Origin of the sequence: Nocardioides humilatus, from assembly GCF_008373755.1 — a bacterium.
GTDB classification, from domain to species: Bacteria; Actinomycetota; Actinomycetes; order Propionibacteriales; family Nocardioidaceae; genus Nocardioides; species Nocardioides humilatus.
The window spans coordinates 614,514-626,313 of the sequence record NZ_VUJV01000001.1; the positions used below are offsets into that span (position 1 = coordinate 614,514).

Genomic DNA, 11,800 nt, shown 5'->3' on the forward strand with positions numbered 1-11,800 from the left:
ATGCTCGGACGAAAGAAGCAGCGCGAAGAACAAGCAGAGGGACAGCGCGAGGCCCGCGCCTGGGCCACGCGACATTTGCTCCATGCTGCCGCCGAGATCACGTTTCCTGGCGATTCGGTCACTCCCGAAACCGTGCGCCAAGCCGCTCAGATGGCCGGGATGCAGGCCGTGACTGAGTCGATCAACAACGGCGCTTCGCCGAACCACTGCGCAAGGTTGATGGAACTGTTCGTGCAGTCGGGCGAGGTCGCTTCCACGATGTTCGTTGAGGGCGGCGCGATGCACGGCGCGACGGCACCTGCCCTGGTCGAGTTGCTAAAGAAGTACGAGGGCTAGCCCCAGCGGGGTGCGGCCAGTCCGACCCGCCTCGCCAGCGTGCCTGGACATTCCCCGCGAGGGGTCGCTCGACTCACAAGAAGTTCAGCGCTCCTCGGAGCCGGGGCTCCGGGACTGAGCACACGTTGGAGCGGCGGCGCGGGGTTTAGAGTGAGGCCGTCCCAATCGAACACCGCCGATTTCGGGCTGCGTTTCCGCAGGTCAGAGTGGGAGTCTCACTCCCACTCGATGGTGCCCGGCGGCTTGCTGGTGATGTCGACGGTGACCCGGTTGATCTCCCGGACCTCGTTGGTGATCCGGGTGGAGATCTTCTCGAGCACGTCGTAAGGCACCCGAGCCCAGTCGGCGGTCATGGCGTCCTCGGACGTGACGGGCCGGAGCACGACGGGGTGGCCGTAGGTGCGGCCATCACCCTGGACGCCGACCGAGCGGACGTCGGCGAGGAGCACGACCGGGAACTGCCAGATGTCGCGGTCGAGGCCGGCGGCGGTGAGCTCGGCGCGGGCGATGGCGTCGGCCTCGCGCAGGATGTCGAGCCGCTCGCGGGTGACCTCGCCGATGATCCGGATGCCGAGGCCGGGGCCGGGGAACGGGTGGCGCCAGACGATCTCGGGCGGCAGACCGAGCTGCTCACCGACCAGGCGGACCTCGTCCTTGAAGAGGGTGCGCAGCGGCTCGACGAGCTCGAACTCGAGGTCCTCCGGGAGACCGCCGACGTTGTGGTGGGACTTGATGTTGTGGGTGCCCGCTCCCCCGCCCGACTCGACGACGTCGGGGTAGAGCGTGCCCTGCACGAGGAACTTCACCGTCGCGCCCTCGGGCGCGTTCTTGATGACGTCGACCTCGGCGGCCTCGAAGGTGCGGATGAACTCGCGGCCGATGATCTTGCGCTTCGTCTCCGGGTCGGTGACGCCGGCGAGCGCCTCGAGGAACTGCTTCTCCGCGTCGACCACGATCAGCTTGGTGCCGGTCGCCGCGACGAAGTCGCGCTCGATCTGCTCGGTCTCGTTCTTCCGCATCAGGCCGTGGTCGACGTAGACGCAGGTGAGCCGGTCGCCGATCGCCTTCTGCACGATCGCCGCCGCCACCGCGGAGTCGACGCCACCGGACAGACCGCAGATGGCCCGGCCGTCGGTGCCGATCTGCTCGCGGATCCGCTCGATCTGCTCCTCGGCGATGTTGCCGATGGTCCAGGTCTGGCGGCAGCCCGCGATGTCCCAGAGGAAGTGCTCGAGCACCTTCTGACCGTGCTCGGTGTGCAGCACCTCGGGATGCCACTGCACGCCGGCGAAACCACGCTCGACGTTCTCGAACGCCGCGACGGGCGTGGACTCGGTGGAGGCGAGGACCTCGAAGCCCTCCGGGGCCGCGGTGACGGAGTCGCCGTGGGACATCCAGACGTTGTGCTCGGTCGGGATGCCACCGAGCAGGGTGCCGGCGTGGCCGACGTGGACCTTGGTGCGGCCGTACTCCCGCGCGCCGGTCGCGTCGACCGTGCCGCCCAGCCCCTGCGCCATGAGCTGGAATCCGTAACACATGCCGAAGACCGGCGTACCGGTCTCGAAGAGGCCGTTGTCGAGGCTCGGGGCGCCTTCCTCGTAGACCGACGACGGCCCGCCGGACAGGATGATCGCCTTCGGCTCCTTGGCCATCATGTCGGCCACCGACATCGTGTGCGGCACGATCTCGGAGTAGACCCGCGCCTCGCGAACGCGGCGCGCGATCAGTTGGGCGTACTGCGCCCCGAAGTCGACCACCAGGACCAGATCGTGCTCGGGCGTCATGACCGGATCCTATCGAGCGAGCGTCGGCCGCCCGACCGCCGTACTGCTTTCAGGACCGGTACTCGGGGTTCTCCCAGTCGAACCGGGTGCCCGCGTTCCACTCCGAGCGCTGGTTGCCGAAGCCCGGGACGCCACCAGCGTCCTTGAGCATCTTGGCCAGGTGCATCAGGTTCCACGTCATGAAGGTGGTGTTGCGGTTGGTGAAGTCGTTGTCGGGCCCGCCGCTGCCGGGATCGAGGTACGACGGCCCGGGGCCCGCCTCGCCGATCCATCCCGCGTCGGCGTTGGGCGGGATCGTGTAGCCGACGTGCTGGAGCGAGTAGAGGACGTTCTGCGCGCAGTGCTTGATGCCGTCCTCGTTGCCGGTGATCAGGCAGCCGGCGACGCGACCGTAGAAGAGGTACTGACCCTTGTCGTTGAGCATGCTGCTCAGCGAGTAGATGCGCTCGATGACCTGCTTGGTGACCGAGGAGTTGTCGCCGAGCCAGATCGGGCCCGCGATCACGAGGATGTCGCTGTCGAGGATCTGCGGGTAGATGTCCGGCCAGGCGTCGACCTCCCACCCGTGCTCGCGCATGTCGGGGTAGACACCCGTCGCGATCGGGTGGTCGACCGCGCGCACCTCCTCGACCGTGACCCCGTGCTTCATCATGATCGCCGAGCTCGCGTCGATGAGCCCCTGGGTGTGGCTGATCTCCGGGCTCCGCTTGAGCGTGCAGTTGATGTAGATCGCCTTCAGGTCGCTGAAGTCCCACTCGGTCATCGGTTCGTCTCCTTGGTGGTGAGGTCCGCCCCTTCGGCGAACCAGGCGGCCAGGTCGGGCAGGTCGGTCAGGTCGGACAGCGGCCTCGCGGCGCCGAAGGGCGCGTTCCAGAACGCCCCTTCGAGCGGGGTCCACGGGCCGACGTACGCATAGGGCACCGCGAGGAAACCGTCGCCCGGCGAGACGCCGTAGTTGACCTCGTCGACGGTGATCCCGAGGTCGAAGTGCTCGGGCCACAGCACGGGGGTCTCGCCCGGGTGGAACGCCTGGAGAGCGTCATGTCCGAGCGCGAAGGCAGCCGCGATCTCCGCGGCCGCCTCGTCGTCAATCACGAGCCGCTCGTCGAGGCCGATACCGGTGCTGTCCTGGTAGAGGTCGTCGAGCGAGCACGGCGTCAGACCGACCGCCGCCGCGGCCTCGGCGATGGTGCGGCCGTCCAGCGGCACGGTTCGGCCGTCATGCACGAGCGAGCCGCGGACGATGCTGGCCGCGGGCTCCGTCGTCGTGGCGAACCCGTCGGCGCAAGGGATCAGGCGGATCGTCCCGCTCCGGGCGTGCTGCGGCCCGGCGAGGAGGAGCTCGGCAGCGCCGTGGAGCGACCGGCGGGTGGCGACGAGGTCTGTCATGGATCCTCCGTAACGATCCGTGCCTTGGCGGGACGGTTACGAACACAGTCTCCTGACCCGGAAGGGCGTTACACCGTGACCGACAACGAGTTGCAGGACGCGACGACCAGCCAGTGGCACCGCGTCGAGGCGTCCGACGTCCCCGAGGACGGGCGGGTCCGGAGCACGGTCGTCGACGGGCGCCCGGTCGCCCTCACCCGGTGCGGGGGTCAGTTGGGAGCTCTGGAGAACCGATGCCCCCACCAAGGCGGCCCGGTGGGCGAGGGCTCGATCGAGAACGGCTGGCTGCGGTGCCCTTGGCACGGCTACGACTACGACCCGCTGACCGGGCGGCCGCCCGAGGGGTTCAGCGACTCCGTCGCCGCGTACGACGTCGAAGACCGTGAGGACGGGGTCTACGTCCGGCTTCCTGACCCGCCTGCGCCGGCGCGCACGGTCTCCGACGTACTGGTGGAGACGCTCGTCGCGCACGGCGTCGACACCGTCTTCGGCATGGTCGGACACTCCAACCTCGGTTTCGCCGACGCGCTGCGCCGTGCCGAGGAGCGCGGCGAGCTCCGCTTCATCGGCATCCGCCACGAAGGGGCTGCCGCCTTCGCGGCGAGCGGTTACGGCAAGCTCACCGGACGTCCGGCCGCCTGCTTCGCGATCGCCGGCCCGGGGTCGACCAACCTCCTGACCGGTCTGTACGACGCCCGCCTCGACCAGTCCCCGGTCATCGCGATCTCCGGGCAGGTCCCGTCGAAGGTCCTCGGCCGAGGCGCCTTCCAGGACCTCGACCTGACCGCCGTCTTTTCCGACGTCGCCGTGTCAACGACCACCGTGCAGAGCGGCAGCGACCACGCGGAGCTGGCCGCACTGGCCGTCAAGCACGCGGTCGATCGCCGCGGCGTGGCCCACCTCGTGCTTCCCGACGAGGTCCAGGAGCTCGCGTCGGAGTCCGCGCCAGCCTCGCCCGTCGGGCGGGCGACGACCGGACGAAGCGCACCTGCACCTGACGACATCGCACGAGCTGCCGACCTGCTCACTGCTGCTCGTCGGCCGGTGTTCGTGGTCGGCGCAGGCGCGCGCTCGGCCACACCGGAGCTGCTCGCCCTCGCCGAGCGACTCGGCGCACCGGTGCTGACGACCTTCAAGGCCAAGGGCCTGGTCCCCGACACCCACCCCCTGGGCGCCGGCGTCCTCGGGCGCAGCGGCACGCCCGTGGCGAGCTGGTTGATGAACGAGTCGGACCTGCTCGTGGTCGTCGGGGCGTCGTTCTCCAACCACACCGGCATCGCGCCGTACAAGCCGATCGTGCAGATCGATGACCGGCCCGAGGCGATCGGGCGGTTCCACCCGGTCACCGTGTCGGTGCTGGCCGACGCTGGTCCCGCGCTCAGCGCCCTCGACCGGGCGGTACCGGTGCCGGCTGCCGTCGACCAGCGCGACGACCTCGCCGCCCGCTGGGAGCTGTGGCGCGAGGAGAAGCGGCGGCGCGCGGCCGACGACCGCGGACGCGGGGTCGCCGGGGCGGCGGTCTTCGCCGCCCTGTCCGAGCACCTCCCCGAGGATGCGATCGTCACTGTTGACGTGGGCAACCACGCCTACTCCCTGGGGCGCTACCTGGAGTCGAAGGGCCAGCCGGTCCTGATGTCGGGCTATCTCGGCTCGATCGGCTTCGGCTATCCGGCCGCGATGGGCGCCTGGGCCGCTCACCCGGACCGGCCGATCGTCGCGGTGACCGGCGACGGGGGCTTCGGGCAGTACGCGATGGAGCTGACCACGGCGGTCAAGTACGGGATGCCGATCAAGCACGTGCTCCTCGACAACGGGGCGTTGGGCAAGATCGAGAAGGAGCAGATCGCCGCCGATTACCCGGTCTGGCACACGTCGTTGCACAACCCGGACTGGGCCGCCTACGCCGACCTCTGCGGCGCCACGGGCATCCGTGTCGAGCGCCGCGACCAGCTCGACGAGGCCATGCGCAGGTTGTTTCTTTCCGACGGACCTGCGCTTCTCTGTGTGCAACAGGATGCGGCGCTGCTATGAAGTCCGGGTGGACGACGCTGCTCTCGCGGATGCGCTGCGCGCACGGGACGAAGGCGCCTTCCGCACGCTCGTCGACGCCTGGACCCCACTGATGACCCGCGTCGCCCGAAGCCACGTCTCGACCGATGCCAGCGCCGACGAGGTCGTGCAGGACGCCTGGCTCGCGGTCCTCAAGGGCATCGACCGCTTCGAGGGCCGCTCCTCGCTGCGCACCTGGACCTTCCGGATCCTCACCAACATCGCCCGGACCCGCGGGGTCCGCGAGAAACGATCGGTGCCCCTCAGCTCGCTCGGCCCGACCGTCGAGCCCGACCGCTTCCGCGGCCCTGAGGACCAGTACCCCGGCGGTTGGAAGGTGTTCCCCGTCGACTGGCCCTCGCCGGAGGACGCCGCGGTGGAGGCCGAGCGGACCCAGGCGGTGACCCGCGCGATCCAGGCACTCCCCGAACGTCAGCAGCTCGTCATCACCCTGCGCGACGTGCACGGCTTCTCCGGCGAGGAGGTCTGCGAGCTGCTTGAGCTCACCCAGGCCAACCAACGCGTGCTGCTGCACCGAGCCCGGGCAGCGGTGCGGGCCGCCGTCGCCGATGCCTACGAGGAGCGGGCGGAGGTGGGGACGCGATGAGGATGCCCCGACGCAAGGCGCGCTCGCAGGATCCACTGAGCTGCGCGGAGTTCGTCGAGCTCGTCACCGACTACCTCGAGGGCGCCCTCGACCGGTGGACCGAAGGACGTTTCGTTCTCCACGCCACGCAGTGCCCCGGCTGCGAGACCTACCTCGACCAGTTCCGCGAGACCATCCGGCTCACCGGGCGCCTGCAGCCCGAGGACATCGACCCCATCGCCCGCGACCGCCTGCTGGCCGAGTTCGCGACCTGGAAGAGCGCTTCGGGTGGGGATCCGGGCTGATGCCCGGTCCGGTAGGTCGTCGTACCTGACCTACGTGTCGTGATTTCGCGATATCCCGACATCTACGTCAGGTACGACGAGCGGCGCTGGCGCCGAAGCCACCGAGCCCGCTGTTCCGGAGTGAGTGCGCGGCGCAAGGAGACCCGCGAGGTGTCGACCCACCATTCAGGTTGGTCGGTCGTCCAGGACCGCTCACCCCGATCCTCAGCCCGTCGGTAGGCAGCGTGCAGACGACCTACGAAGCGACTGACGTCGCGGCTGTCGGTCGACATCATCGCCACGCTCTCGATGCCGAGTCGGCGGTAGAGCTCCTCGCGATCGAGGTCGCGGCGTCGCGGCGCGACCCCGTCGTGGACCGCGCCGTTGTATTCACCAGCCACCCCAGCGACGGGGTCGAAGAGATCCGGAGTGAGGAGATGTCTCCCCGACAGGTCGAACAGCGGCCTGTTGCACAAGAGCGCGTCGGCGAGCCCGGTCCCCAACCACTCGAGCCTCATGTCGACCTCAAGGGGCGACCACGCATTCTCCTCGGCCCAGGGCAACGCCTGCTTGAGCAACCGCACGCCCCCGCGAGAGACGAGTCGCGAGACATAGGCCTCGAGATCTGCGAGGTCGACCAGGTCGTCGAAAGCGGCCATGTCGAGGATTCGTACGGCGCGCGGCAATCCGCGGGCCCGTCGTACCTCGTAGGTGACGGACCGTTCGGGCACCGTGACCCGGACGCCGTCGATCGTGATCAGGTCCTCGTCGAAGAGCCAGTCCTCAGAGAGATGCACACCTGGTCGGGGGCGAACCTGCCTCCGGTCGCCCAACGCGATCGGGACCGGGAGCTGAGTTCGACCGTCCCCGGCAAGACCGCCGAACCAGGTCGCACCCATCCAATGCAGGGCCGCCCAACCCGTCGCAGCGCCGCCGGTGCCCGCGACTGCTTCGACGATCCGCTGGTCGACTGTCAACGGATCCACCTCAACCGGGACGTAGAGGCCGGGCCCGACCCGACGCCAGTTCTTGCCACGCGCCTGTCCGGGCGTGGGCCCGGTGACGCCCCACCGATCCAGGCGCGCCGGCATGACGACCTGGCGCCTGATCTCCCCCTCGAGCACCCGCCCGACAGTGCCGCCGCAAGGGAACGCCCGACACCCCCACGACCACTCGTCCACAGGCGCGCCGGTCCCGGCGCGCGTCGTACCTGACGTAGATGTCGGAATTCGGCGAAATCACGACACGTGCGTCAGGTACGACGCAAACCAGAGTCCCCAGAAAAAGCACCAGGGCCCGACCGGGGAGGGAGGGTGGTCGGGCCCTGATCGTCCGAGCAGCTGCTGGACAGTGCCTGGACCGAGCCCGGGCTTCGGGAGGGAGCGTGAATCTCCGGGCTCGCTCGATCAACGATGCCAGATCGGGCGGGTTACGCCCAGGTACACGGCAGAGGAAAGAATTTTCGAACGAGTTTTCGCGCTGATTTCACGCTCAGGACACGCCGACGATGGGCAGCCGGAGGGCTCCGGGGGCGCTGTCGGGCACCACGGGGCTCTTCGGGGCCACCGCCTGGAGGCGCTGGTAGGCGGCTCCGGCGGCCGGTCGGGTGTCCACCTCGCCCTTGTTGGGCCAAAACGACATCGCGCGCTCGGCCTGGGCGGTGATCGTCAGCGACGGGTTGACGCCCAGGTTGGCCGAGATCGTCGAGCCGTCGGCGATGTGGAGGCCCTCGTAGCCGTGGATCCGGTGGTAGGGGTCGACCACGCCGGACTCCGCGCTCTCGCCGATGGTGCAACCCCCGATGAAGTGGGCGGTCAGCGGCATGTTGAACGGCTCACCGATGGTGCCGCCCGCCTTGCCGCCCATGTAGTCGGCCATCTTGCGTACGGCGTCGTTGGCGACCGGGATCCAGGTCGGGTTGGGCTCGCCGTGACCCTGGCTCGAGGTCAGGAACCAGCCGAACGGCGTCTTCAGCGGCTTGGTGATGATCGAGTTGTCGACCGTCTGCATCACCAGCGCGATGACGACCCGCTCCGACCAGTGCCGGACGTCGTAGAGGTCGAGGACGTTGGCCTTCTCCTTCCACAGCTCCTTCAGCCAGGTTTTCCACCGCGGGTCGGGGCCGTCGCCGTCGGTCAGCACGGTCTGCATGAGCGACATGGCGTTGGAGCCCTTGCCGTAGCGGACCGGCTCGATGTGGGTGACCTCGTCGGGGTGCCAGGAGGAGGTGATCGCGACACCGGTCGAGAAGTCCTGGGTCGAGTCCTTCGGCGCGATCGCGCCGAGCAGCGACTCGGAGTTGGTGCGCGTCAGCATGCCGAGCCGGTCGGAGACCTTCGGCAGGTCACCGGTCGCCTTGAGCTTGTGGAGCAGCTTCTGGGTGCCGAGGGCGGCGGCCGCGAAGATCACGTGCTCGGCGGTGAAGGTCTTGACCGCCGTACGACGCGACAGCTTGGCCTTCGTCCAGCGGGCATCGACCCGGTAGCCACCGCCGTCGAGCGGTCGCACGCGCGTCACCATGGTCATCGGGTGCACCTCGGCGCCCGCCTCCTCGGCGAGGTAGAGGTAGTTCTTGACCAAGGTGTTCTTGGCGTTGTGGCGACAGCCGGTCATGCACTCGCCGCAGTCGGTGCAGGCGTTGCGCTTGGGTCCGGCGCCCCCGAAGTAGGGGTCGTCGGCTTCCTCGCCCGGGGCCTTCTCAGGCCCGCCGAAGAACACGCCGACCGGGGTCGGGTGGAACGAGTCGCCGACGCCCATGTCCTCGGCGACGGCCTTCATGACCTCGTCGGAGGGCGTCATCTTGGGGTATTCGACAACGCCGAGCATCCGCTTGGCCTGGTCGTAGTAGGGCGCGAGCTCCTCCTTCCAGTCCGTGATGTGCGCCCACGCGGGGTCGCGGTAGAACGGGTCGAGGGGCTCGTAGAGCGTGTTGGCGTAGACCAGCGAACCACCGCCGACACCCGCGCCGGCCAGGATCATGCAGTCCTTGACGGCGTCGATCCGCTGGATGCCGTAGCAGCCCGCGGCCGGTGCGAAGAGGTAGTTCTTGAGGTCCCACGAGTTGTCGGCGAAGTCCTCGTCGCGGAAGCGCTTTCCGGCCTCGAGGACGGCGACCTTGTAGCCCTTCTCGGTCAGCCGGAGCGCGGAGACCGAGCCTCCGAAGCCCGAGCCGATGATGAGGACGTCGTAGTCGAAACCGTTGCCCACGTCGGTCCCCATGCCTCAGGCCCGTCCGAGCTTGTTGAGCATCTTGAGGCCGAGGGTCTGCACCTTGGCGTATTGCTCCGAGCTCAACCCGAACTGCGGCGACAGCTTCACGACGCGCTGCGTGCCGACCGACTGGGTCTCGGTGTAGCGGTGGATGCCCTCGGCGCCCTGGCGCCGACCCATCCCCGACTCGCGCATGCCTCCCATCGGCGCGGCGACGCTGCCGAAGGTCGCGCCGAACGCCTCGTTGATGTTGACCGTGCCGCACTTGATCTGGCGGGCGATCGCGCGGGCGCGGGTGCCGTCCTGGCTGAAGATCGCGGCGTTGAGGCCGTATTCACCGTCGTTGGCGCGCGCGATCGCGTCGGACTCGTCGTGGAAGCGGTAGATCGACACGACCGGACCGAAGGTCTCGTGACCGAAGCAGGTCATGTCAGGGCTGACGCCCTCCAGGATCGTCGGCTCGTAATAGTAGGGCGCGAGGTCCGGCCGCGCCTTGCCGCCGGTGAGCACCCGTGCGCCCTTCTCGACGGCGTCGTCGACGTGGGCGTTGACGGTGTCGAGCTGGTCGGCCGAGATGAGCGGGCCCATGTCGACCTCCCAGTCGAGCGTGGCACCCAGGGTCATCGCCTGCGTGCGGGCGACGAACCGCTCGACGAACCGGTCGTAGACCTGGTCGGCGACGAAGATCCGCTCGGCGGAGACGCAGAGTTGACCGGCGTTGGAGAAGCTGGCGCGGACCGCACCCTCGGCGGCCTTCTCGACGTCGGCGTCGCGCAGCACGAGCAGCGGGTTCTTGCCGCCCAGCTCGAGCGAGGCGCCGATCAGGCGGTCGGCGCACTGCCGGGCGATGAGCTTGCCGGTCGCGGTCGAGCCGGTGAAGCAGATGTAGTCGGAGCGGTCGATCATCGGCGTGCCCAGCTGGCGACCGGGGCCGGCCACGACCTGCCACAGGTCCTTCGGGAAGCCCGCCTCGTCCATCAGCTTCACACCCATGAGCGCGGTGAGCATGGTCTGGGCGTCGGGCTTGGCGACGACGGCGTTGCCGGCCATCAGCGCGGGGAGGCCGTCGGAGAGCGCCATCGTGAGCGGGTAGTTCCAGGGCGAGATGATGCCGACGACGCCCTTGGGCACGTGGTTGATGTCGATCCGGGTCGCGAGCGGGATCACGCCGCCGCGACGCTCGGTCGCCATGTGCTTGGCCGACATCCGCGCGTAGTAGCGCGCGGTGAGCGCGGTGTGGATGACCTCGTCGTAGGCGTGCTTGCGCGCCTTGCCGTTCTCGAGGGTGATGATGTCGAGCAGGTCGGGCATCCGCTCGAGCAGCAGGTCGTGGAGCCGCAGCATGACCGCGGCGCGCTGCTCCATCGAGGTGCGCGCCCAGGCTGCCTGCGCGACGCGCGCCCGGCGGTAGGCCTCGGCGACGTCGTCCTCGCTGGACTGCGGGATGTTGGCCAACGGCGCGCCGTCGAGCGGGGACACCAGCGTGACCGAGGTCCCGCTGGTCGCCAGGACGCGGTCGGTCAGCGTCGCGACGTAGTCAGGCTCGAGGACGTAGGACGCCCTCGGGTCGTGCTCAGGGTCGTGCGGCCCGTCGACGAGGGGGCCGCCTCCGATGCCCTCGGGATGACCGGGATTCGAAGCGCTCATATGACGAGAGTAGTGAGTGCTGTCACTCTCGGCTACCGATCGGTAACGAATGTGCTGCTTTACACACGAAGATTCTGTGTAAATGACCGGACCGGCGTCGAAATGACGCCGGTCCGGGCGGTTCAGTGCGCGTGCGTGGCGTAGTTGGAGGCGCCGAAGAAGTCGACGATCACGGCGGGCTCGTCGCCGATCACCCAGGCGTCGTGACCCTCGGGGAGCGAGGTGACCTCGCCCGCCTTGACGACGAGCTCGGTGCCGTCGGCCATGAGGACGCCGAGCGTGCCGCTGACGTGGTACTGGAAGTGCGGCGCCTCGCACAGGTCGGTGCCGGCGATCGGCTTCACGTGTTCCGACCAGCGCCAGCCAGGCTGCAGCACCAGCCGACCGATCTCGGCGCCGCCGAGCGTGACGAGGTCGACCACACCGTTCTCGAAGGAGCGGGTCTCCTCGGGCTTGTCGAAGCTCTTCTGCTCGGTCTGCTGCTGGGTCGCGATGCTCATCGTGGTCTCCTCGAG

General features: G+C 69.0%; 11 protein-coding genes. 4 read left to right on the top strand and 7 right to left on the bottom strand.

Going from position 1 to position 11,800, the window contains the following annotated elements; all coding sequences use genetic code 11:
- Positions 1–336 carry a hypothetical protein gene (locus F0U44_RS02830; RefSeq protein ID WP_149726724.1) on the top strand — a complete coding sequence of 112 codons (336 nt, stop codon included), beginning with the start codon at positions 1–3 and terminating at the stop codon, positions 334–336.
- A gap of 215 nt (positions 337–551) precedes the next feature.
- Here F0U44_RS02830 and guaA read toward each other — a convergent pair whose 3' ends face one another.
- Genes guaA through F0U44_RS02845 form a run of 3 tightly spaced genes read right to left on the bottom strand, consistent with a single transcriptional unit; the run spans position 552 to position 3,509 of the window.
- A complete protein-coding gene (guaA, locus tag F0U44_RS02835; RefSeq protein ID WP_149726725.1) occupies positions 552–2,120 on the bottom strand; it encodes a glutamine-hydrolyzing GMP synthase in 1,569 nt (522 codons plus the stop codon).
- Positions 2,121–2,169: 49 nt separating this feature from the next.
- Entirely contained in the window at positions 2,170–2,883 is a 714-nt protein-coding gene (locus F0U44_RS02840) for a flavodoxin family protein (RefSeq protein ID WP_149726726.1), read from the bottom strand.
- A complete protein-coding gene (locus F0U44_RS02845) occupies positions 2,880–3,509 on the bottom strand; it encodes a hypothetical protein (protein WP_149726727.1) in 630 nt (209 codons plus the stop codon). Before F0U44_RS02845 ends, F0U44_RS02840 begins: the two co-directional genes overlap by 4 nt.
- Before the next feature lie 75 nt (positions 3,510–3,584).
- Here F0U44_RS02845 and F0U44_RS02850 point away from each other — a divergent pair, with 75 nt between their 5' ends.
- Genes F0U44_RS02850 through F0U44_RS02860 form a run of 3 tightly spaced genes read left to right on the top strand, consistent with a single transcriptional unit; the run spans position 3,585 to position 6,449 of the window.
- The gene (locus F0U44_RS02850) at positions 3,585–5,540 is read left to right on the top strand and encodes a thiamine pyrophosphate-binding protein (protein ID WP_223163553.1); all 1,956 of its coding nucleotides are present in this window, start codon (positions 3,585–3,587) and stop codon (positions 5,538–5,540) included.
- Between the two features lie 7 nt (positions 5,541–5,547).
- Entirely contained in the window at positions 5,548–6,165 is a 618-nt protein-coding gene (locus tag F0U44_RS02855) for an RNA polymerase sigma factor (RefSeq protein WP_246160252.1), read from the top strand.
- Positions 6,162–6,449, top strand: coding sequence for a zf-HC2 domain-containing protein (locus F0U44_RS02860; RefSeq protein ID WP_223163554.1), 288 nt, complete (start codon positions 6,162–6,164; stop codon positions 6,447–6,449). Before F0U44_RS02855 ends, F0U44_RS02860 begins: the two co-directional genes overlap by 4 nt.
- Before the next feature lie 62 nt (positions 6,450–6,511).
- Here F0U44_RS02860 and F0U44_RS02865 read toward each other — a convergent pair whose 3' ends face one another.
- From F0U44_RS02865 to F0U44_RS02880, 4 genes are all read right to left on the bottom strand, one after another.
- Entirely contained in the window at positions 6,512–7,552 is a 1,041-nt protein-coding gene (locus F0U44_RS02865) for a hypothetical protein (RefSeq protein WP_246160254.1), read from the bottom strand.
- Between the two features lie 367 nt (positions 7,553–7,919).
- Complete coding sequence (locus tag F0U44_RS02870) at positions 7,920–9,647, bottom strand: GMC oxidoreductase (RefSeq protein ID WP_149726729.1); 1,728 nt, start codon at positions 9,645–9,647, stop codon at positions 7,920–7,922.
- A gap of 3 nt (positions 9,648–9,650) precedes the next feature.
- Positions 9,651–11,285 (bottom strand): succinic semialdehyde dehydrogenase, encoded by a 1,635-nt coding sequence (locus F0U44_RS02875; protein WP_149726730.1) that lies wholly within the window; start codon positions 11,283–11,285, stop codon positions 9,651–9,653.
- Positions 11,286–11,407: 122 nt separating this feature from the next.
- Complete coding sequence (locus F0U44_RS02880; protein ID WP_149726731.1) at positions 11,408–11,785, bottom strand: cupin domain-containing protein; 378 nt, start codon at positions 11,783–11,785, stop codon at positions 11,408–11,410.
- Positions 11,786–11,800: the final 15 nt, after the last annotated feature.